This window comes from Streptomyces sp. NBC_00102, assembly GCF_026343115.1.
Taxonomy (GTDB): domain Bacteria; phylum Actinomycetota; class Actinomycetes; order Streptomycetales; family Streptomycetaceae; genus Streptomyces.
Map to the genome: position 1 here is coordinate 1,318,517 of NZ_JAPEMC010000001.1, position 20,339 is coordinate 1,338,855.

20 protein-coding genes and 1 riboswitch are annotated in these 20,339 nt (G+C 73.0%); of the genes, 9 read left to right on the top strand and 11 right to left on the bottom strand.

The window, feature by feature from the left end; translation table 11 throughout:
- Positions 1-105: 105 nt before the first annotated feature.
- Positions 106-217: riboswitch (TPP riboswitch) on the top strand.
- The 5 genes from thiO (at position 215) to OHA55_RS05880 (ending at position 5,412) form a co-directional block, all read left to right on the top strand.
- Positions 215-1,474, top strand: coding sequence for a glycine oxidase ThiO (gene thiO / locus OHA55_RS05860; protein ID WP_266703417.1), 1,260 nt, complete (start codon positions 215-217; stop codon positions 1,472-1,474). Its footprint overlaps the riboswitch before it by 3 nt.
- Positions 1,471-1,698, top strand: coding sequence for a sulfur carrier protein ThiS (thiS, locus tag OHA55_RS05865; RefSeq protein ID WP_266703419.1), 228 nt, complete (start codon positions 1,471-1,473; stop codon positions 1,696-1,698). Before thiO ends, thiS begins: the two co-directional genes overlap by 4 nt.
- A 2-nt stretch (positions 1,699-1,700) precedes the next feature.
- Positions 1,701-2,495 (top strand): thiazole synthase, encoded by a 795-nt coding sequence (locus OHA55_RS05870; protein ID WP_266703421.1) that lies wholly within the window; start codon positions 1,701-1,703, stop codon positions 2,493-2,495.
- A gap of 92 nt (positions 2,496-2,587) precedes the next feature.
- Positions 2,588-4,543 carry a Stk1 family PASTA domain-containing Ser/Thr kinase gene (gene pknB, locus OHA55_RS05875; protein ID WP_266703423.1) on the top strand — a complete coding sequence of 652 codons (1,956 nt, stop codon included), beginning with the start codon at positions 2,588-2,590 and terminating at the stop codon, positions 4,541-4,543.
- Between the two features lie 2 nt (positions 4,544-4,545).
- Positions 4,546-5,412, top strand: a complete 867-nt coding sequence (locus OHA55_RS05880) for a deoxyribonuclease IV (protein ID WP_266703425.1) — start codon at positions 4,546-4,548, stop codon at positions 5,410-5,412.
- Positions 5,413-5,431: 19 nt separating this feature from the next.
- Here the strand turns inward: OHA55_RS05880 and OHA55_RS05885 are convergent, their stop codons facing one another.
- Positions 5,432-6,064: a sulfite oxidase-like oxidoreductase gene (locus OHA55_RS05885; RefSeq protein ID WP_266703427.1), complete on the bottom strand. Its 633-nt coding sequence runs from the start codon at positions 6,062-6,064 to the stop codon at positions 5,432-5,434.
- A 153-nt stretch (positions 6,065-6,217) separates the two neighbouring features.
- On the opposite strand from OHA55_RS05885, the gene bfr reads away from it, so the two are divergent.
- Complete coding sequence (gene bfr / locus OHA55_RS05890; protein ID WP_266703429.1) at positions 6,218-6,697, top strand: bacterioferritin; 480 nt, start codon at positions 6,218-6,220, stop codon at positions 6,695-6,697.
- Between the two features lie 60 nt (positions 6,698-6,757).
- On the opposite strand, the gene OHA55_RS05895 is transcribed toward bfr, so the two are convergent.
- Together OHA55_RS05895 and OHA55_RS05900 are read right to left on the bottom strand one after the other, a co-directional pair.
- Positions 6,758-7,036, bottom strand: coding sequence for a bacterioferritin-associated ferredoxin (locus OHA55_RS05895; protein WP_266703431.1), 279 nt, complete (start codon positions 7,034-7,036; stop codon positions 6,758-6,760).
- A 161-nt stretch (positions 7,037-7,197) separates the two neighbouring features.
- Positions 7,198-8,544: a class II 3-deoxy-7-phosphoheptulonate synthase gene (locus tag OHA55_RS05900; RefSeq protein ID WP_266710436.1), complete on the bottom strand. Its 1,347-nt coding sequence runs from the start codon at positions 8,542-8,544 to the stop codon at positions 7,198-7,200.
- A 288-nt stretch (positions 8,545-8,832) separates the two neighbouring features.
- Between OHA55_RS05900 and OHA55_RS05905 the strand changes: the two genes are divergently transcribed.
- Positions 8,833-10,728, top strand: coding sequence for an anthranilate synthase family protein (locus tag OHA55_RS05905; protein ID WP_266703433.1), 1,896 nt, complete (start codon positions 8,833-8,835; stop codon positions 10,726-10,728).
- A gap of 48 nt (positions 10,729-10,776) precedes the next feature.
- Here OHA55_RS05905 and OHA55_RS05910 read toward each other — a convergent pair whose 3' ends face one another.
- The 4 genes from OHA55_RS05910 to OHA55_RS05925 all read right to left on the bottom strand — a co-directional run bounded on the left by OHA55_RS05910 (position 10,777) and on the right by OHA55_RS05925 (position 14,858).
- Positions 10,777-11,778, bottom strand: coding sequence for a 2-hydroxyacid dehydrogenase (locus tag OHA55_RS05910; protein ID WP_266703435.1), 1,002 nt, complete (start codon positions 11,776-11,778; stop codon positions 10,777-10,779).
- Between the two features lie 129 nt (positions 11,779-11,907).
- Positions 11,908-12,552 (bottom strand): response regulator transcription factor, encoded by a 645-nt coding sequence (locus OHA55_RS05915; protein ID WP_266710437.1) that lies wholly within the window; start codon positions 12,550-12,552, stop codon positions 11,908-11,910.
- A gap of 113 nt (positions 12,553-12,665) precedes the next feature.
- Complete coding sequence (locus OHA55_RS05920) at positions 12,666-13,889, bottom strand: MacS family sensor histidine kinase (protein ID WP_266703437.1); 1,224 nt, start codon at positions 13,887-13,889, stop codon at positions 12,666-12,668.
- Positions 13,890-14,072: 183 nt separating this feature from the next.
- Complete coding sequence (locus tag OHA55_RS05925) at positions 14,073-14,858, bottom strand: 1-acyl-sn-glycerol-3-phosphate acyltransferase (protein WP_266703439.1); 786 nt, start codon at positions 14,856-14,858, stop codon at positions 14,073-14,075.
- 223 nt (positions 14,859-15,081) lie between these two features.
- On the opposite strand from OHA55_RS05925, the gene OHA55_RS05930 reads away from it, so the two are divergent.
- A complete protein-coding gene (locus OHA55_RS05930) occupies positions 15,082-15,861 on the top strand; it encodes a carboxylesterase (RefSeq protein ID WP_266703441.1) in 780 nt (259 codons plus the stop codon).
- Positions 15,854-16,537, top strand: a complete 684-nt coding sequence (locus OHA55_RS05935; RefSeq protein ID WP_266703443.1) for a hypothetical protein — start codon at positions 15,854-15,856, stop codon at positions 16,535-16,537. Before OHA55_RS05930 ends, OHA55_RS05935 begins: the two co-directional genes overlap by 8 nt.
- A gap of 51 nt (positions 16,538-16,588) precedes the next feature.
- Here the strand turns inward: OHA55_RS05935 and OHA55_RS05940 are convergent, their stop codons facing one another.
- From OHA55_RS05940 to OHA55_RS05955, 4 genes are all read right to left on the bottom strand, one after another.
- Positions 16,589-17,359: an endonuclease/exonuclease/phosphatase family protein gene (locus tag OHA55_RS05940; protein WP_266703445.1), complete on the bottom strand. Its 771-nt coding sequence runs from the start codon at positions 17,357-17,359 to the stop codon at positions 16,589-16,591.
- An 88-nt stretch (positions 17,360-17,447) separates the two neighbouring features.
- On the bottom strand, positions 17,448-18,389 hold the full coding sequence (locus tag OHA55_RS05945; RefSeq protein WP_266703447.1) for an ROK family glucokinase: 942 nt from the start codon (positions 18,387-18,389) through the stop codon (positions 17,448-17,450).
- A gap of 74 nt (positions 18,390-18,463) precedes the next feature.
- Positions 18,464-18,946, bottom strand: a complete 483-nt coding sequence (locus OHA55_RS05950; protein WP_266703449.1) for a DUF5304 domain-containing protein — start codon at positions 18,944-18,946, stop codon at positions 18,464-18,466.
- Between the two features lie 125 nt (positions 18,947-19,071).
- Entirely contained in the window at positions 19,072-20,337 is a 1,266-nt protein-coding gene (locus OHA55_RS05955) for an ArsA-related P-loop ATPase (RefSeq protein ID WP_266703451.1), read from the bottom strand.
- Positions 20,338-20,339 lie beyond the last annotated feature (2 nt).

Consider the following 20,339-nt stretch of genomic DNA (forward strand, 5'->3'; position numbering starts at 1 on the left):
GTACCCACCCTAAACACTTGACACTTCGTCAAGTTCCGGGGGGCGGCCGCCCCGGGCGACGGCTCGGTCGTGGCGCACGGACGGCGGGGTCTAGGGTGGCTGCGCAAGAACACTCGCGGGAGCCCGGACGGACCGGGCTGAGAGGGAGGCTGACGGCCTCCGACCGTACGAACCTGATCCGGGTCATGCCGGCGAAGGGAGGGGCTGGACACCCATGCGCGCATCACGGGAACCGTCCACCGCCGCGGGCGGGGACACGACGGGCCGGGACACGGCCGTCGGGGACACGACCGGCGCCGGCCGCCGGGGGCCCTCGTACGACGTGCTCGTCGTCGGGGGCGGCATCATCGGCCTGGTGACCGCCTGGCGGGCCGCGCAGGCGGGACTGCGGACGGCGGTCGCCGATCCGGAGCCGGGCGGCGGGGCCGCGCGGGTGGCGGCCGGGATGCTGGCCGCCGTCACCGAACTCCACTACGGCGAGCAGATGCTGCTCGGGCTCAACCTCGCCTCCGCCGCCCGCTACCCCGCGTTCGTCGCGGAGCTGGAGGCGGCGAGCGGCCGGGAGACCGGCTTCCGCGCCTGCGGCACCCTCGCGGTGGCGCTGGACTCCGACGACCGGGCGCACCTGCGCGAGCTGCACGCCCTCCAGGAGCGGTCGGGGCTGGACTCGCAGTGGCTGTCGGGGCGCGAATGCCGGCGGCTGGAGCCGATGCTGGCGCCGGGCGTACGGGGCGGGCTGCGGGTGGACGGCGACCACCAGGTCGACCCGCGCAGGCTGGCGACCGCGCTGCTGGCGGCCTGCGAGCGGGCCGGGGTGGTCTTCCACCGCAGCCCCTGCGAGCGTCTCGACGTCGCGCGCGGCCGGGCGTCCGGGGCGCTGCTCGCGGACGGTACGGCGGTTTCGGCCGGCCAGGTCGTACTGGCCGCCGGCAGCCTCAGCGCCCGGCTCCCGGGGCTGCCGGAGGGCGTCGCCCCACCGGTGCGGCCGGTGAAGGGCCAGGTGCTGCGGCTGACCGTGCCGCGCGCGTACGCCCCCTTCCTCAGCCGGACCGTGCGCGCGGTGGTGCGGGGCCAGGACCTGTATCTCGTACCGCGCGAGAACGGCGAGCTGGTCGTCGGCGCGACCAGCGAGGAGATGGGCTGGGACACCACGGTGACGGCGGGCGGGGTGTACGAGCTGCTGCGCGACGCCCACGAGCTGGTACCCGGCATCACCGAGCTGCCGCTCACCGAGACCCTGGCCGGGCTGCGTCCCGCCACCCCGGACAACGCGCCGGTGCTCGGCCCGACCGCGCTGCCGGGGCTGCTGGTCGCCACCGGCCACCACCGCAACGGGGTGCTGCTGACCCCCGTCACCGGCGACGCGATGGCTCACGCGCTGACCACCGGCGAGCTGCCCCCGGTGGCCCGCCCGTTCGCCCCGAGCCGCTTCACCACACCCGTAGTCCCCGCGCGCGAGGAGCAGTACGCATGAGCGACCCGACAGACGGGATCTCCGTCTCCGTCTCCGTCAACGGTGACCCGCGCGAGGTTTCCGCGGGCACCACCCTGGGCGCCCTGGTGGCGTCCCTCACCCGGGTGTCCTCCGGGGTCGCCGCCGCCGTCAACGAGAGCGTGGTGCCGCGCTCGGCCTGGGACGCCACCCCGCTCGCCGGGGGCGACCGCGTCGAGGTCCTCACCGCGGTACAGGGAGGGTGACCATGTCCGACGACGTCTTCCGCCTGGGCGGGCTCGAATTCTCGTCCCGCCTGATCATGGGCACCGGCGGCGCCCCCAGCCTGGACGTGCTGGAGCGGGCGCTCGTCGCCTCCGGAACCGAGCTGACCACCGTCGCGATGCGGCGCCTGGACCCGACCGTGCAGGGTTCGGTCCTCTCCGTGCTGGAGCGCCTCTCCATCCGGGTGCTGCCCAACACCGCGGGCTGCTTCACCGCGGGCGAGGCGGTGCTGACCGCCCGGCTGGCCCGGGAGGCCCTCGGCACGGACTGGGTGAAGCTGGAGGTGGTGGCCGACGAACGGACCCTGCTGCCGGACCCGGTCGAGCTGCTGGACGCGGCGGAGATCCTGGTCGACGAGGGGTTCACCGTGCTGCCCTACACCAACGACGACCCGGTCCTCGCCCGGAAGCTGGAGGACGTGGGCTGCGCGGCGGTCATGCCGCTCGGCTCCCCCATCGGCTCCGGCCTCGGCATCCGCAACCCGCACAACTTCGAGCTGATCGTGGAGCGGGCCGGGGTGCCGGTGATCCTGGACGCCGGGGCGGGCACCGCCTCGGACGCGGCGCTGGCGATGGAGCTGGGGTGCGCGGCCGTGATGCTCGCCTCGGCGGTGACCCGGGCGCAGGAGCCGGAGCTGATGGCGTCGGCGATGCGGCACGCGGTGGACGGAGGCCGTCTCGCCCGCCGGGCGGGCCGCATCCCCCGCCGCCACTTCGCGGAGGCCTCCTCCCCGGTGGAGGGCCGCGCGGTCCTGGACCCGGAGCGCCCGGCGTTCTGAACGGGTCCGGCGTGTCACGGCTCGGCTGCGATACGGCCCCGGGCCCGCTCCGGGGCGCCCGGGGTGTCCGCGGCGGCTCGTAGACTCGTCGGGTGGACACGACCCTCCAGGACCCGCTGCTCGGACGGCTGCTCGACGGCCGCTACCGCGTCGACGCGCGCATCGCCGTGGGCGGGATGGCCACGGTCTACCGGGCCGTGGACATCCGGCTCGACCGGGTGCTCGCCCTCAAGGTGATGCACCCCGCGCTCGCGGCCGACGCCTCGTTCGTCGAGCGCTTCATCCGCGAGGCGAAGTCGGTGGCGCGCCTGGCGCACCCCAACGTGGTCTCCGTCTTCGACCAGGGCGCCGAGGGTGCGTACGTCTACCTCGCGATGGAGTACGTCGCGGGGTGCACGCTCCGCGAGGTGCTGCGGGACCGCGGGGCCCTCCAGCCGCGCGCCGCGCTCGACATCCTGGAGCCGGTGCTGGCCGCGCTCGGCGCCGCCCACCGGGCCGGGTTCGTGCACCGCGACATGAAGCCGGAGAACGTCCTCATAGGGGACGACGGCTGGGTGAAGGTGGCGGACTTCGGGCTGGTGCGCGCGGTCGGCACCGCCACCGACACCACCGGCTCCCTGCTGGGCACGGTCTCCTACCTCGCCCCCGAGCAGATCGAGCACGGCACGGCGGACACCCGCTCGGACGTGTACGCCTGCGGTGTGGTGATGTACGAGATGCTGACCGGCGCCAAGCCGCATACCGGCGAGAACGCCGCGCAGATCATCTACCAGCACCTCAACCAGGACGTCCCCCCGCCGTCCGCCGCCGTCCCCGGGCTCTCCCCGGCGCTGGACGCGCTGGTCGCGGGGGCCACGGCGCGCGACGCCCGGGCACGCGCGCAGGACGCGGTGGTGCTGCTCTCCGAGACCCTCGAAGCCCGTGCCCTGCTCAGCGACGCCGAACTGGACGCCGTACCGCCGCAGGCGCTCGCCCCGGGCGCCTCAGGCGCGGAAGACCGTACGAGCGTGCTGCCGCGCGCCGCGGCCGGGGACCCGGGTGCCACGAACCGGACGAGCCGGCTGGAGATGCCCGCCGCCGTCAGCGCCTCCGAGGCGCCCCGGCGGCTCCGGCGGTCCGGGCGTCCCGTGCGCACGGGACGCCCGGACCGCCAGGGCCGCCCGCGCCGCGGGGTCTACGCCTCGGTCGCCGCGCTGGTGCTGGTGCTGCTGGTCGGCAGCGGTGTCTGGTACATCAACTCGGGCCAGTTCACCCAGGTACCCTCGCTCCTCGGCCAGCCCCGGCAGACCGCCGAGAAGCGGCTCGACGAGGCCGGGCTCGACGTGAAGTCGGTGGCCCAGGCGTACAGCGACACGGTCGACCGGGGCTCGGTGATCAGCAGCGATCCCGCGCCCGGCGAACGGGTCCGGGGCAACGAGTCGGTGAAGCTGGTCGTCTCGCGGGGCCCGGAGATCGTGGAGGTCCCGGACGTGGCGGGGACCTCCCTGTCCGACGCGCGCCGGACGCTGAAGGAGGCCGGTCTGGCGCCCGGCATGGTGACCCGGGAGTTCAGCGACGACATCGGGCGCGGCGAGGTGGTCCGTACGGACCCCGAGGCGGGCACCGGGCGCCACCCGGACTCCGCGGTGGCGCTGGTCGTGAGCAAGGGCTCCCCCGTCGACGTACCGGACGTCTCCGGGCTCTCCGTCGAGGACGCCACGGCGGCCTTGGAGGAGGAGGGGCTGAAGGCCGAGGTGAAGCCCGGCAGGATCAACTCCCCCGAGGTGGCCGGAGACGTCGCCGAGCAGACTCCGGACCCGGGCGCCGAGGCGGCCGAGGGCGACACCGTCCAGCTCACCGTGTCCAAGGGTCCCCGGATGATCGAGGTGCCGGACGTCACCGGCAAGGACGTGGACGAGGCGCGGGAGATCCTGGAGGACGCCGGCTTCGAGGTCAAGGTCGACCGGCCGTTCCTCTCCTTCAGCGACACGGTCGGCAGCCAGTCCGTGGACGGCGGCGGCCGGGCCGCCGAGGGATCGGCCATCACCATCAGGACCAAGGGACTGTGAGCATGCGCAACCCGGTGGGCGGACACGTCCCGGTGGCCGGCGGGCTGGTGAGGACCGGGATCGGTTACGCCGACGAACTGGCGGCCGAGACCGTCCAGGTCTTCGTGGCGAACCCGCGCGGCTGGGCCACCCCGGCGGGCAAGCCCGAGCAGGACGAGCTGTTCCGCAAGGAGTGCGAGGCCCGGGACATGCCGGTCTACGTGCACGCCCCGTACCTGATCAACTTCGGCTCGCACACCGAGGCGACCGTGGAGAAGTCCGTGGAGTCCCTGCGGCACTCGCTGCGCCGCGCGCGCGAGATCGGCGCGCTGGGCGTCGTCGTCCACACGGGTTCGGCGACCGGCGGCCGGCCCCGGGAGGAGGCGCTGGCGCAGGTGCGGGACCACATGCTCCCGCTGCTGGACGAGCTGACCCACGACGACGACCCCGATCTCCTGCTGGAGTCGACCGCCGGCCAGGGGTTCTCGCTCTGCTCGCGGACCTGGGACTTCGGGCCGTACTTCGAGGCACTGGACTCCCACCCCAAGCTGGGCGTCTGCCTGGACACCTGCCACATCTACGCGGCGGGCCACGACCTCGCGGGTCCCTCCGGGATGAGCCGGACCCTGGACCTGCTGGTGGAGACGGTCGGCGAGGGGCGGCTGAAGCTGATCCACGCCAATGACTCCAAGGACGTGGTCGGCGCCCACAAGGACCGGCACGAGAACATCGGCTCGGGCCACATCGGCGCGGAGCCGTTCCGGGAGCTGTTCGCGCACCCGGCGACGTCCGGGGTGCCGCTGGTCATCGAGACGCCGGGCGGGAAAGAGGGGCACGCGGCGGACGTGGCCCGGCTGAAGGAGCTGCGGGACTCCGCCGCGACGTCCTGAACCCGATCGGGGCCGGAGTTCAGAGCTCGGGGCCGTCCCCGGGCTTCTCCTGGTAGGAGTAGCGCTGCTCGCTCCACGGGTCGCCGATGTTGTGGTAGCCGCGCTCCTCCCAGAAACCTCGGCGGTCGGCCGTCATGTACTCGATGCCGCGGACCCATTTCGGGCCCTTCCAGGCGTACAGGTGCGGGACGACCAGGCGCAGCGGGAAGCCGTGCTCGGCGGTGAGGAGTTCGCCGTCCTTGTGGGTGGCGAAGAGGGTGCGGTCCGAGGCGAAGTCGGCGAGCCGGAGGTTCGAGGAGAAGCCGTATTCGGCCCACACCATCGCATGGGTGACGTCGTCCGCGGGCGGGGCGAGGGAGAGGATCACCGAGGCGGGCACACCGCCCCACTCGGAGCCGAGCATGCTGAACTTGGTCACGCAGTGCAGATCGGCGACGACGGAGGAGAACGGGAGCTCCGAGAACTGCTCGTGGTTCCAGCAGTGCTTCCCGCCGTCGGCGGTGGCTCCGAAGACCCGGAATTCCCAGCGTTCCGGCCGGAACTTGGGAACCGGGCCGTAGTGGGTCACCGGCCATCCGCGCTGCAGTCGCTGGCCCGGCGGAAGCTCGGACCGACCCGCTGTGCGGTACCCCTCGCTTTCCGGCTGACCCATGCCTCCATGGTGACAGACAGGCAGGGGTGGTGATGACCAGGGACGAAGCGAATGGGGCAACTCGCACTAAGTATGCACTTACTGGACGGCCGGAGGGTGCGGTGCGAGGATCTGCGCAACTGTCCGGTACACCGGTTGGAAGGAGCCTCTGCGATGCAGGGCGACCCCGAGGTCATCGAGTTCCTGAACGAACAGCTGACGGCCGAACTGACTGCCATCAACCAGTACTTCCTGCACGCGAAGATGCAGGACAACTTCGGCTGGACGAAGCTCGCCAAGTACACCCGGGCCGAGTCGTTCGACGAGATGAAGCACGCCGAGATCCTGACCGACCGGATCCTCTTCCTCGACGGCCTCCCGAACTACCAGCGCCTCTTCCACGTGCGTGTCGGCCAGACGGTGACGGAGATGTTCCAGGCGGACCGCCAGGTGGAGGTGGAGGCGATCGACCGTCTCAAGCGCGGCATCGAGGTCATGCGGACCAAGGGCGACATCACCTCGGCCAACATCTTCGAGTCGATCCTGGAGGACGAGGAGCACCACATCGACTACCTGGACACGCAGCTGGAGCTGGTGGCGAAGCTCGGGGAGCCGCTCTACATCGCCCAGCAGATCGAGCAGCCGGAGGGCTGACGCGCACCGGTCGCGCGCAGGCGTACGGCTTCGGTCGGACGCTTCGGTCGGACGTTCCGGTCAGGCGGCTTCGGGGAACGCTTCCGGGAACGCGACGACCGGCGACTCCACGGCGTCCGGCAGGTCCGCGGAAGGGGTGAGCGGGTCGGCGCGGCGCTCCAGCAGCTCGCGGCGCGGGCACTCGCCCCGGCCGAGCAGCGCCTGGATGCGGCGGACACAGCCGCCACAGTCGGTGCCGGCCTTGCAGGCGGAGGCGATCTGCCGGGGGGTGCGGGCCCCGTCCGCCGCATGCTGCTTCACCTGCTGTTCGGTGACGCCGAAACAGGAGCAGACGTACATGCGGTTCACCTCCCGGGGAGCGTGCGGGTCCACCTCCCGACTCGGTGAGGCAACCCTAACCTTACCCATGGGAGCCGGTGGGCAAAAGCCCCGGAACGCCCAGTGGGGCACGGATCACATCGGATCCATGCCCCACCGTCGCGTCTCACGTCCCCGCGGACTTACTGGTCGCGGTACATCTCCGCGACGAGGAAGGCCAGGTCGAGCGACTGGCTGCGGTTGAGCCGCGGGTCGCAGGCCGTCTCGTAGCGCTGGTGCAGGTCGTCCACGAGGATCTCGTGGCCGCCGCCGACGCACTCGGTGACATCGTCACCGGTGAGCTCGACGTGGATGCCGCCCGGGTGGGTGCCCAGGCCCTTGTGTACCTCGAAGAAGCCCTTGACCTCGTCCAGGACGTCGTCGAAGCGGCGCGTCTTGTGGCCGGAGGCGGCTTCGTAGGTGTTGCCGTGCATCGGGTCGGTGACCCAGGCGACGACCGCGCCGGAGGCGGTGACCTTCTCGACCAGCTCGGGCAGCTTGTCGCGGACCTTGTCGGCGCCCATGCGGACGACGAAGGTCAGCCGGCCGGGCTCGCGCTCGGGGTCCAGGCGGTCGATGTAGCCGAGCGCCTCGTCGACGGAGGTCGTCGGACCGAGCTTGATGCCGATCGGGTTGCGGATCTTCGAGGCGAACTCGATGTGCGCGCCGTCCATCTGGCGGGTGCGCTCACCGACCCAGACCATGTGGCCGGAGGTGTTGTAGAGCTCGCCGGTGCGCGAGTCGGTGCGGGTCAGCGCCGTCTCGTAGTCCAGCAGCAGGGCCTCGTGCGAGGAGTAGAACTCGACCGCCTTGAACTCGGCCGGGTCGGTGCCGCATGCCTTCATGAAGTTCATGGCGTTGTCGATCTCGCGGGCCAGCGCCTCGTAGCGCTGTCCGGAGGGCGAGGACCGCACGAAGTCCTGGTTCCAGGCGTGCACCTGGCGCAGGTCGGCGTAGCCGCCGGTGGTGAAGGCCCGGACGAGGTTCAGCGTCGAAGCGGACGCGTGGTACATCTGCTTCAGGCGCTGGGGGTCCGGGATGCGGGCGGCCTCGGTGAACTCGAAGCCGTTGACCGAGTCGCCGCGGTAGGTCGGCAGCGTGACGCCGTCGCGGGTCTCGGTCGGCTTGGAGCGCGGCTTGGAGTACTGCCCGGCGATCCGGCCCACCTTGACGACCGGGACGGCCGCCGCGTAGGTCAGGACGGCGCTCATCTGGAGCAGGGTCTTCAGCTTGGCCCGGATGTGGTCGGCGGACACGGCATCGAAGGCCTCGGCGCAGTCGCCGCCCTGCAGCAGGAACGCCTCGCCCTTGGCGACGGCTCCCATGCGGGCGCGCAGCTGGTCGCACTCGCCCGCGAAGACGAGCGGCGGATACGACGCGAGGTCCGCGAGTACATCGCGCAGCGCCTCGGAGTCGGGGTACTCGGGCTGCTGCGCCGCGGGAAGGTCTCGCCAGGTGTTGCCACCGGCGACGGAGGTATTGGCGTTCACGGTCACGGCGACCAGCCTACGTTGTCACGGGGCGCGTCCATCCGGTCGCTCAATAGTTGAGACGCTCGCTCGCATGGCGGGCGTCGCGGCACTTGCCCCCACGGCCCGCGGTAGCGCTAGGATCGCCCCATGTTCACGCACACGACCCAGAACTGGTGGTGGCCCGCTCTCAGGCGGCCCGCCGACAGTTCGCGCTGAACATTTCGCGAAGGCCGCCCCGAGGGGCGGCCTTTTCCGTGTTCGCGGAGCCGTTCCTCCCCGTGGGAAACCCCTTGGAAGGAACTCCTCATGCCGCACCGCGCCGCCTCTCTCGTCCACCGCCTCCTCCGGGACGACGCCCCGCCCTTCGCCCTGCTGCGCCGCCGCACGCCCGGCCACGACCACGACACCGTCGAGGTGCTGACCGGCGAGGTCCGCGAGGTGGCGCGCCTCGCCGACCTGCCCGTGGGCGAGCTGCCCTCGCTGGCCCTGGTGCCCTACCGGCAGATCGCCGAGCGCGGCTTCGACGTGCGGGACGACGGGACTCCGCTCGCGGTGCTGGTCGCCGACGAGTCGTACGCGCTGCCGCTGGCCGAGGTGCTCGCGGCGCTGCCCCCGCACGAGGTACGGGTGACCGGCGGCGCCTTCGACGTGCCGGACGAGGAGTACGCGGGGATCGTCCGCCGGGTGATCGAGGACGAGATCGGGCAGGGCGCGGGCGCGAACTTCGTGATCCGGCGCACCTTCCGGGGCGAGATCCCCGGCTACGGGCGGGCGGACGCGCTGGCACTGTTCCGCAGACTGCTGGAGGGCGAGCGCGGGGCGTACTGGACGTTCGTGGTGCACACCGGGGGCCCCGAGGGGCGGACCCTGGTCGGCGCGAGTCCCGAGGTCCACGTCCGGATGTCCGGCGGCACGGTGGTGATGAACCCCATCAGCGGGACGTACCGCTATCCGGCGCAGGGGCCGACCGTCGAGAGCCTGCTGGACTTCCTCGGCGACCGCAAGGAGACCGAGGAGCTCTCCATGGTGGTCGACGAGGAGCTGAAGATGATGTGCACCGTCGGCGACATGGGCGGGGTGGTGGTGGGCCCCCGGCTGAAGGAGATGGCCCACCTCGCGCACACCGAGTACGAGCTGCGCGGGAAGTCGACGCTGGACGTGCGCGAGGTGCTGAAGGAGACCATGTTCGCGGCGACCGTCACCGGCTCCCCGGTGCAGAACGCCTGCCGCGTGATCCAGCGGTACGAGCCCACCGGGCGCGGCTACTACAGCGGTGCGCTGGCGCTGCTGCGCCGGGACGCGAGCGGGGCCCAGACGCTCGATTCGCCGATCCTGATCCGTACCGCGGACATCTCGGCCGACGGCGGGCTCGCGGTGGCGGTGGGCGCCACCCTGGTACGCCACTCGGACCCGGACGGCGAGGTCGCCGAGACCCACGCCAAGGCGGCCGGGGTGCTGGCGGCGCTCGGGGCACGGCCGGGCCGGAGGGCCGAGGAGCGGACCGGGCGGCGGCTGGCCGACGACCCCCGGGTGCGGTCGGCGCTGGACGACCGGCGGGGCGGGCTGGCGCCGTTCTGGCTGCGGATGCAGGAGCGGACCCCCACGGTGTCGGGCCACGCGCTGGTGGTGGACGGCGAGGACACCTTCACCTCGATGCTGGCGCATCTGCTGCGCGCCTCGGGGCTCGACGTGTCGGTCCTGCGGTTCGACGCACCCGGGCTGCGGGAGACCGTCCGGGCGCACCGGGGTCCGGTGGTGCTGGGCCCCGGGCCCGGCAACCCGGGCGACCCGTCCGACCCGAAGATGCGGCTGCTGCGCTCGGTCGCGGCGGAGCTGGTGCGCGACCACCGGGACGGGCTGCTGGGCGTGTGCCTGGGCCATGAACTGATCGCTGCGGAGCTGGGCCTGGAGGTGGTGCGCAAGGCAGTGCCGCACCAGGGGGCGCAGACGCGGATCGAACTGTTCGGCCGGCCGGAGACCGTGGGGTTCTACAACAGCTTCGCGGCGCGGTGCGACGACGCGGCCGCGGCCGAGCTGGGCGCGCACGGCATCGAGGTGAGCCGGGACGGGGCGACCGGTGAGCTGTACGCGCTGCGCGGCGAGGGCTTCGCCTCGGTGCAGTTCCACCCGGAGTCGGTGCTGACGCTGCGGGGCTCGGCGATCGTCACCGAGCTGCTGGCGGGTCTGCCGGTACGCGGCTGAGCGCCGGGGAGCCGGTGCCCCGTCCGGGCGCCGGCTCCCGTGCCGCGCTCACTTCTCCCGCGCCGGCACCAGGACGTTGTCGCTGTGGCGCCCGGAGAGGTAGTCGTCCACGTTGGCGGCGGTGGCGTCGATGATCTGGCCGACCGCGTCCTCGGTGTAGTACGCCTGGTGGGAGGTGACCAGGACGTTCGGGAAGGTCAGCAGCCGGGCGAGGGTGTCGTCGTCGATGCCCTCCAGCGACTTGTCGAGGAAGAAGAGGCCGGCCTCCTCCTCGTACACGTCGAGTCCGACGCCCAGGAAGTGGCCCGAGCGGAGTTCGGTGACGAGCGCGCCGGTGTCGACGAGGCCGCCGCGGCTGGAGTTGACGAGGATCGCGTCGTGCTTCATCAGCTTCATGGCCCGCTGGTCGATGAGGTGGTGGGTGGCGGGCAGCAGGGGGACGTGCAGGCTGATGAGGTCGGCCTCGGCGAAGAGCTGGTCCTTCTCCACGTACCGCATGCCCAGTTCCACGCAGGCGGGGTTCTCGGCGACGTCCCAGCCGAGCAGGTTCATGCCGAAACCGTGGGCGATCCGGGTGAACGCCTCGCCGATCTTGCCGGTGCCGATCACGCCCGCGGTGCGGCCGTGCATGTCGCGGCCGAGGAGTCCGGCGAGCCGGAAGTCGAAGTCGCGGGTCCGGGTCGCCGCGCGGATGACCTTGCGGTTCACGGCCATCGCCAGGGTCCAGGCGAACTCGGCGACGGAGTAGGGCGAGTAGAAGGAAACCCGGGCGACGCGCAGGCCGAGGCGTCCGGCGACGTCCAGATCGATGTTGTTGAAGCCGGTGGAGCGCTGCGCGATCATCCGGGTGCCGCCGGCCGCCAGGGTTTCGAGGACCCGCGGGCCGAGGTCCGCGTTGACGCTGGTGGAGATGACCTCGTACCCCGCGGCGATGGCCGCCGTGTCCGGGGTGAGGAACACCTCCAGGCAGCGGACCTCGTGCTGCCCGGCGAACGCCTTCTCGATCAGGGGCTTCTCGTCGGCCTGCACACCGAATGCCAGGATTTCCACGACGTCTCCCGTAGGGGCTGCGGTACGGCACATGACCCGGTCACCGCGAATATACGGCCGGGGCCCCGGGCGCGCCGCTCGGCGCCGGCCGGGGCGGAAACCCGCCCCGGCCCGCCCGCCGGACACCGCTCAGACGTCGTCGAGGCCGCGCTCGATGGCGTATCTGACGAGCTCCACCCGGTTGTGCAGCTGGAGCTTGCCGAGGGTGTTCTGGACATGGTTCTGGACCGTGCGGTGCGAGATCACCAGGCGCTCGGCGATCTGCTTGTACGACAGTCCCTTGGCGACCAGCCGCAGCACCTCGGTCTCCCGGTCGGTCAGGCGCGGCGCCTTCGGATCGTCGGGGGCCGAGGGGGCGGGGTCGGAGGCGAGCCTGCGGTACTCACCGAGGACCAGCCCGGCCAGCCCCGGGGTGAAGACGGGGTCGCCGACCGCGGTGGAGCGGACCGCCTCGATCAGCTCCTGGGTGCTGGCGGACTTGAGCAGATAGCCGGTGGCCCCGGACTTCACCGCCTCCAGCACGTCGGCGTGCTCCCCGCTGGCGGAGAGCACCAGCACCCGCAGCCCCGGGTGGTGCGCCACGAGTTCCTTGCAGACCTGGACACCGGGCAGGCCCGGCAGGTTCAGGTCCAGTACGAGGACGTCGGGCCGGACCGCCTGGGCCCGCCGGACGGCCTGCGGGCCGTCGCCCGCGGTCGCGACCACGTCGAAGCCGGCCTCGGCGAGGTCGCGGGCGACGGCGTCGCGCCACATCGGGTGGTCGTCCACCACCATGACCCTGACGACCGTGCCGTCGGCGCGCGTCTGCCGGGGCCCGGGCGCTGTGGGCGTACCGGGCGTCGTGGACGTGGTGGGTGTCGTGGACGTGGTGGGTGTCGTGGGTGTACTCATCGGATCGATCCTGCCTTCCCCCGTGGGACCTTCGGAACCTTCAACTCGACCTCGGTGCCCTGGCCCGGCACCGAGATCACCTCGGCCGTGCCGCCCAGGTCGCGCAGCCGCCCGCGGATGGAGAGGGCCACGCCGAGCCGGCCCTCGCCCTCGGCCTGGGCCAGCCGTCCTTCCGCGATGCCCGGCCCGTCGTCCCGGACCGTGACGACCACCTCGCCGGGTTCGTCCTCGACCAGGATCCACGCCTGCGCGCCCTCCCCGGCGTGCGCGCGCACGTTGTCCAGGGCGGCACCGACGGCTGCGGCCAGCTCCCGCGCCGCGGCGGGCGGCATCAGGACCGGGGCGCCGGGCTCCGCGAAGCTGGTCCGGGAGCCGGCGTGCGGGGCGAGCAGGGTCCGCAGATCGATGTCGGGAGCGTCCGCGGACGGCTCCCGCGGGGCGACCGCTCGGACGACGGCGCCCCGCGAGGCGTCCTCGGAGACCCGGCTCGCGGGCAGCAGGCCGCTGGAGACGAGGGTGCGCAGGGCAATCTCCTGCTCCCCGGCCATCCTGCCCAGTTCGGCGGCCTCGCCGCCCAGCGCGTTGCCCCGGCGCTGGACCATGGCGAGTACCTGAAGGACGCTGTCGTGGATGTCGCGGGCGAGGCGCTCCCGCTCACGGGTCGCGGCCTCGATCTCGAGGGCGCGGGCGAGGGTGCGCTCACTGGCGCGGGCGACCTCGACGACGTAGCCGATCGCTATCGAGGCGACCCAGACCAGCAGGACGTTGTGGAAGGTGTCCCGGCTGGGCTCGCCGCGCTCGACGATGTTGGCGACCGCTACGAGCGTGGACGCGAAGGCTGCCCACCGCCAGCCGCCCTTCAGCGCGAAGGCCAGCACCGCTCCGGCGGTCCAGATCGAGGGCAGGGTCGAGCCGTCGACGTGCCGGGCGTCGAGATCGGCGACCGGGGTGAGCAGGATACCGACGAGCGCCACCACCAGGTCCGCGCCGAGGAACGGCCGTGCGCAGCTCGCCGCGTTGGCGACCCGGGGCAGGGTGAGCAGCGTCCAGACCGCCATCACGGCGAGGAACCCGAAGGCCACCGCGGGCCGTTCAAAATCCGCCCGCCCTATGACGGCGAGCGTCAGGGCGTAGACCGTCGTCAGTACCCGGTACCCGGTGAGCGCGCGCCACATCGGCTGCTCGACCGACATCCGTACGACCCGCTCGCGTGCGGCCATCTCCCCCACCCCCGTGGTCCGTGCCGTCGGCCGGACCGTGCTCTCCCCCGCCGCGGCGGACATCTGTCGTACTGGGGCGTGTTCGTCACGGTGCCGTCCGCCGGTCTCCGGCCGGACGACGGCTCCGTGACGACACGCCCTCGGGCCGACGGGCGCCGCGCCGCTCGCCGTTGGCGCCCGTCCTCACCGCGCGGGCGGCCGTGTCGTCGAACGCTGCTTCTCGTCCCGCGCCGCCTGCTTCTGCTCCAGCGCGGCCTGCTTCTGTTCCTGGGCGGCCGCCTTGGCCTCGTCGGCGATCCGGCGTTTGGCGGCCGTCGCGTAGACGTCCACGTACTCCTGGCCGGAGAGCCTCATGATCTCGTACATGACCTCGTCCGTCAGCGAACGCAGGATGAACCGGTCGCCCTGCATGCCCTGGTAGCGCGAGAAGTCCAGCGGCTCGCCGATCCGGATGCCGGGGCGGAGCAGTTTGGGGATCACCTGGCCGGGCGGCTGGATCTTCTCCGTGTCGATCATCGCGACCGGGACGACGGGCGCGCCGGTGGCCAGTGCCACCCGGGCGAGGCCGCCGGGTTTGCCGCGGTAGAGGCGGCCGTCCGGCGAGCGGGTGCCCTCGGGGTAGATGCCGAAGAGCCCGCCGTCCTCGACCACCTTGATGCCCGCGCGGATCGCGGCCTCGCCGGCGCCCCTGGCCCCGGACCGGTCGACGGGCAGCTGACCCACGCCCTTGAAGAAGGCGGCGGTGAGCTTGCCCTTCACGCCGGGCGCGGTGAAGTACTCGGACTTGGCGATGAAGGTGACCTTGCGGTCGAGCACGGCCGGCAGGAAGAAGGAGTCGGAGAAGGACAGATGGTTGCTCGCGAGGATCGCCGGACCGGTGAGGGGGATGTTCTCCAGGCCCTCGACCCACGGCCTGAAGGCGAGCTTCAGGGATCCCCCGAGGGAGAAGTGCATCGCGCCGTAGATCAACTCGGGTGCCTCCTGTGTCCTGTGTCACCGACCTTACCCGCGCGCGGGCCGCGGTTCCCGCACGGTGCGGGCGCTGCCCGGTGCCGGTGGCGCGACGGCCCTGGTCGGTGTCGGCCCGGTCGCGTACGGTGAAGTCATTCTCCTCGCGGGTGCCCCGTACGCCCCCTCGCAAGCCCCCACGCACTCCCCCGCCCGAGCCCAGCCTCACGAACAGGAGTCACCGGTGCCGGTCCTCCCTGGAGCCGAGCCGTTCCGCCACGAGGGCGGAGAGGTCGGCGTCCTTCTCTGTCATGGCTTCACCGGATCGCCCCAGTCGCTGCGTCCGTGGGCCGACTACCTCGCCGAGCGCGGGTACACCGTGTCGCTGCCGCTGCTGCCGGGACACGGAACCCGCTGGGAGGACATGGCGGTCACCGGCTGGCAGGACTGGTACGCCGAGGTGGACCGGGAGTTGCGGGTGCTGCGCGAGAGGTGCGGGCGAGTCTTCGTCTTCGGCCTCTCCATGGGCGGGGCGCTGGCGCTGCGGCTGGCCGCGCGGCACGGCGACGCGGTCGCCGGTCTGGTGCTGGTCAACCCGGCGAACAAGGTGCACGGCCTGTCCGCGTACGCCCTGCCGGTCGCCCGCCACCTCGTCCGTACGACGAAGGGCCTGGCCGGGGACATCGCGCTGGAGGGCGGGCGCGAGGTGGGTTACGACCGGGTCCCGCTGCACTCCGCCCACTCGCTGCGCCGGTTCCTGCGGATCGTCGACGTCGAACTTCCGCAGGTGACGCAGCCGTTGCTGCTGCTGCACAGCTCGCAGGACCATGTGGTGCCGCCCGCCGACACCGCCCGCGTCCTCAGCAGGGTGTCCTCGCGGGACGTCGAGGAGGTGCTGCTGGAACAGAGTTACCACGTCGCGACGTTGGACCATGACGCGGAGCGGATCTTCGACGAGAGCCACCGGTTCCTCGCCCGTCTCGCATCCGGCGTCACGGAGAAGGGGAGTACGTCCGGTGGCTGAGCAGGACGCGGATCGCGCGGGCAGTGACGAGGAGCGCGAACCGCCGCAGGCGGAGGGGCAGACCGCCGCTCCGGAGATTCCCGCAGGGAACACCGACGAGGCGGCACTGCCGGCCGGAGGCCCGGACGAGGTGCGCCCGCTGGACGAGGACGCCGCGTGGGCGGCGATCGTCGCGGGGTACGGCGAGGAGCCGCCGGACCCGCCGGGCGCAAAGCCCTTCAAGCCGGTGCGGGACCTCGTGCTGCCGGACGAGGACCAGATCAACCGGCTGACCGACGAGGACCGTCCCGAGCGCCCGGCGGACAAGGGCAACGGCAAGAGCGGGCTGGGCAGTTCGGTGGTCTTCGCCCCCGGTGTCGGCGGTCCGCGCGACCATGTGCTGCCGGACGGGGACGCCGACGGGGACGGTGACGGCACCGACTCCGAGGGGCATTTCGTGCCGCCCGAGCCGCCGCCGCTCCCGGAGGCCGACGCCACGTCGAAGTTCGCCTGGCTCGGGGTCGTGGGCTCGCCGGTGCTGATGCTGCTCGCGGTGCTGCTGGGCTGGGAGATGACCTGGTGGCTGACGACCGTGTGCATCGGCGGGTTCCTCGGCGGCTGCGCGACGCTGGTGGCCCGGATGCCCCACGACGACGACGAGGACCTGGGCGACCCGGGGCACGGCGCCGTCGTCTGAGGACCTGTCGGACGGCCACGGCTCCAGGGCCGGTCAGGCCGGTCAGGCCGGTCAGGCCGTGGAGCCGCCGCGGCGCGCGGGCACCCGGAGGGCGGCCAGGACCGGCAGATGGTCCGTGGCCGCCCGCAGATCGGCGTCGTCGACGCCGGGCAGCCCGGCCGGGACCCCGCAGCCGAGGATCTCGATGCCGTCGGTGGCGAGTACGGCGTCGATACGGCGGACCGGTCCGTCGGACGGGTAGGTGTGTTCCCCTCCCCACGGCCGGGCCGCCCAGCCGTCCCGCAGCCGCCCGGCGAGCAGCCGGAAGGCCCCGCCGTCCGGTACGTCGTTGAGGTCGCCGCCGACCACCGCGTGCTCCACCCCCAACCCCTCCACCCGCTCCAGCAGCGCTTCGGCCTGGGTGAGGCGTTCGTCCGGCCGCAGGCTCAGGTGGCAGCTGACGACACCGAGCCGGGTGCCGGCGATCCGGACCACCGCGGTGGCGAAGCCCCTGCGGTGCAGACCGGGGGTGCGCGGCAGCAGCACGTCCTCGGTGCGCTCCACGGTGGCGCGCAGGGAGCAGAGCAGCAGAGGGCCGGCCGCGGTGGCGCCGCCGGAGAGGATGACCAGGTCGGTCGCGGCGGCGAGACGGGCGGCGGCCTTGCGCCAGCGGAAGAACCGCGGCGCCTCCTGGACGAAGACCAGGTCGGGGGCGCAGGCACGGATGACCCGGGCCAGTGCGGCGGGGTCGTCGCGCAGGGAGCGGACGTTGTAGCAGAGGACGCGGACGACGGCCGATCCGTCGTCCTCGGTACGGGAGTCGGGCAGCGGCGTCAGAACCATGCGGGCCACGATACGACGGACGCCCGCCGCTCCCCTGGGGGCGCGGCGGGCGTCCGTCGTATCGACTGCGGTGCTGTGGTGCGGTGGTTCAGCCCTGGCGGGCCAGGTCGGCGGCGCCGACCAGTCCGGCCTTGCCGCCGAGCTGGGCGGCGAGGACCTGGGCGTGCGGACGCCACTCGCCGCCGATCAGCCAGCGGCGGAACGACTTGCGGATCGGGTCCAGGACCAGCTCGCCCTCGTCGGAGACTCCGCCGCCGACGATGAAGGCGGACGGGTCGAAGAGGGAGGCCAGGTCGGCCAGGCCCGCGCCGGCCCAGCGGGCCAGCTCGCGGAACGAGTCGATGGCCACCGCGTCGCCCTGCCGGGCGGCCTCGCTGATGTGCTTGCCCTCGATGCCCTCGACCGTGCCGTCGCCGAGCGACAGCAGGACGGCGGCGTTCTCCGGGGTCGCGTTGGCGCGCTGCTTGGCGTACCGCACCAGGGCGCGGCCGGAGGCGTACTGCTCCCAGCAGCCCTGGCTGCCGCAGCCGCAGAGCAGGCCGTCCGGGACGACCCGGATGTGGCCGAATTCGGCCGCTACGCCGAAGCGCCCGCGCCGCAGCTTGTTGCCGATGATGATGCCGCCACCGAGACCGGTGCCGAGCGTGATGCAGATGACGTCGTCGTGGCCCTTGCCGGCGCCGAAGCGGTACTCGCCCCAGGCCGCGGCGTTCGCGTCGTTCTCGACGACCACGGGGAGGCCGACACGCTGTTCGACCTCGTCCTTGAGCGGCTCGTGGCGCCAGTCGATGTTCGGTGCGAAGAGCACGGTCGCGCGCTTGTCGTCGACGTAACCGGCCGCGCCGATGCCGACCGCCTCGATGGTGTGGCCCTCGCGCGCACCGTCCACGGCCGAGCAGATGGCGTCGACGATGCCAGAAGCCGTCGGCGGGGTCGGTACTTTGAACATCGAGAGGATCTGGCCCTCTTCGTCGACCACTCCAGCCGCGATCTTCGTGCCGCCGATATCGACGCCGATGGTGAGTCCCATGAATCCCTCAGTTTCGGTCGAGCCCCGCTGGGTCAACCGTACCCGAGAAGGCAGCCGGAATTTCCGGCCAGGGTTCAGTCCAGGTCGATGTGTTCACTTCCGGAGGGACCTTCGTCCCGGGGGTCGGACGCGTCGCCGGCGGCCCGCCCGGGTGTGTCGGAGGGGCGGGGTGCCCCGCCGGAGGCACCCTCGGTGGTCCGCGTCCAGCGGCCCTCCTGGCCCTCGACGGCCGAACGGTAGGCGGCCAGCAGTTCGTTGCCGGCCGCGGCGAGGTGGTCGAAGATCTCCGGATTGCGCTCGATCACGGGCTCGACCGCCGACTTGGCCTGCTGGATGACCTGCTGCACCGCGCCCTGTGCGGCGGTGCCGAGCAGCGGCGAGGAGAACGAGCCGAGCTTGCCGGCCACCGCGTCGACCAGCTTGCGCAGCTCCTCGGCGGCGGAGGCGGGCGGCGGGCCGTAGGTGGCCCGGCGGCGGTCCTTCTCGGCCTTCAGGTCCTCGGCGCAGGCGTCGGCCCACGCGTCGCCGTCGGCGGAACGATCGGTGGCTTCACTCATGGCGGGCTCCTGCGGCGCGGATGACGTAACTCCGACGGTACCCGAACGGAGGTCGTCCGTTCAGGGAGTGCGCGCCGGGCCGGGGCCGTCGTCGGAAGGTACGCGCCCCGGCCGGGGGCGGACCGTCAGGGCGTCCGGGGCCAGAGAGAGGGGTCGGGGGTGAACCGGACGCGCAGCACCCCGTCCCGCAGGGCGGCCCCGGAGACGGAGCAGCGGCGGAGCGCGGACTCGAGGCGTACGGCGCGGCGGAAGGGGCCGACGGCGAGGAGGATCTCGTCTCCCCGGCGGACGAGCCGCAGACCGGACTTGACGGCTCCGGGCAGCGGCAGGCACCAGACGAAGCCCTCGGGGCCGTCGGTGCCGCCGGAACCTTCGGAGCCTTCGGGGCCCTCGGGTGCCGCCCGTTCCGTCCACCAGGGGTCGTCGGCGCGGCCGGCCGGCCGGTCGTCGGGGGCCGGGATCCCGAGCAGGTCCAGGTCCTCGGGCCCGCGCGGGTCGTGGCCGAGGTGCGGGGCCTCGTACAGCACCTCGCGGGAGGGAGCCGCCGTGGCGCTGCCGCCCGGAGCCGCGGTCTCCGGTGCCCGGTCCTCGTACCAGCGGGCGAGGGTCTTCTCCTGCTGGGCGGCGAGGCCGGCGAACCAGGGGTCGGCGGAGTGGCGCGGCAGCACCCGGTTGGCGACCAGCAGCTCGGTACGGAGTCCGTGCAGCGCGAGCCCGGTACGGGCGGTGCGCAGGGCGTCCTCGGCGGCGGGTCCCGGCTCCGCGACCAGCCTCAGCGTGGTGGAGCGGTCCGCGATCAGGGCCTCGGCCTCGGCCAGTTCGGCGTCCTTGCGGGCGGCGGCCGCGTACAGCCACTGCGCGGGCATCGGGACCCCCGCGAGCTGGGCGAGCACCGGGCGCAGCGCGCGGGCGGCCTGCCGTTCCTGGGGCAGCAGCCGGCGCAGGTAGCGGCGCAGCTGGGCGGGGAGGGCGAGCAGGGCGAGGGCCTCGGTCAGGGGCGGCAGGGCGACGACGAGGGTGTCGTAGCCGGCCTGCGACCAGTCGCCGGCGGCGGCCCGGTGCAGGGTGTGCAGGAGCGCGAGTTCGGTGCTGCCGGGGAGTTCGGTGAGCTCCTCGGCGTCCATGCGGCCGGCGCCGAGGAGCTCGAAGACGGCGGAGGCGCGTTCCTGGAGGGCGAGGAGTTCGGCGCGGAAGTGGGCGCCGGAGTCGGTCCGGGCATGGTCCAGGAGCGCGTCGGCGGCGACGGGTCCGGGGTCGTCCGGGAAGCCGGGGACGTGATCGCGGGAGACCAGGAGGGTACGGCGGCCGGACCGGGCCGAGGCCCGTGCGGTGGCGGCCGCGACCGTGGTGGTGCCGGCGCCGCCGGGCCCGGTGACCAGGACCGTGCGCACCG

Bases quoted from the DNA above. Each gene is read 5' to 3' on its own strand.
- thiO (WP_266703417.1), top strand. From the start codon at position 215: ATGCGCGCATCACGGGAACCGTCCACCGCCGCGGGCGGGGACACGACG.
- thiS (WP_266703419.1), top strand. From the start codon at position 1,471: ATGAGCGACCCGACAGACGGGATCTCCGTCTCCGTCTCCGTCAACGGT.
- OHA55_RS05945 (WP_266703447.1), bottom strand. From the start codon at position 18,389: ATGGGACTCACCATCGGCGTCGATATCGGCGGCACGAAGATCGCGGCT.
- OHA55_RS05880 (WP_266703425.1), top strand. From the start codon at position 4,546: ATGCGCAACCCGGTGGGCGGACACGTCCCGGTGGCCGGCGGGCTGGTG.
- OHA55_RS05905 (WP_266703433.1), top strand. From the start codon at position 8,833: ATGCCGCACCGCGCCGCCTCTCTCGTCCACCGCCTCCTCCGGGACGAC.
- OHA55_RS05895 (WP_266703431.1), bottom strand. From the start codon at position 7,036: ATGTACGTCTGCTCCTGTTTCGGCGTCACCGAACAGCAGGTGAAGCAG.
- OHA55_RS05940 (WP_266703445.1), bottom strand. From the start codon at position 17,359: ATGGTTCTGACGCCGCTGCCCGACTCCCGTACCGAGGACGACGGATCG.
- OHA55_RS05920 (WP_266703437.1), bottom strand. From the start codon at position 13,889: ATGGCCGCACGCGAGCGGGTCGTACGGATGTCGGTCGAGCAGCCGATG.
- OHA55_RS05885 (WP_266703427.1), bottom strand. From the start codon at position 6,064: ATGGGTCAGCCGGAAAGCGAGGGGTACCGCACAGCGGGTCGGTCCGAG.
- OHA55_RS05870 (WP_266703421.1), top strand. From the start codon at position 1,701: ATGTCCGACGACGTCTTCCGCCTGGGCGGGCTCGAATTCTCGTCCCGC.
- OHA55_RS05915 (WP_266710437.1), bottom strand. From the start codon at position 12,552: ATGGTGGTGGACGACCACCCGATGTGGCGCGACGCCGTCGCCCGCGAC.
- OHA55_RS05950 (WP_266703449.1), bottom strand. From the start codon at position 18,946: ATGAGTGAAGCCACCGATCGTTCCGCCGACGGCGACGCGTGGGCCGAC.
- bfr (WP_266703429.1), top strand. From the start codon at position 6,218: ATGCAGGGCGACCCCGAGGTCATCGAGTTCCTGAACGAACAGCTGACG.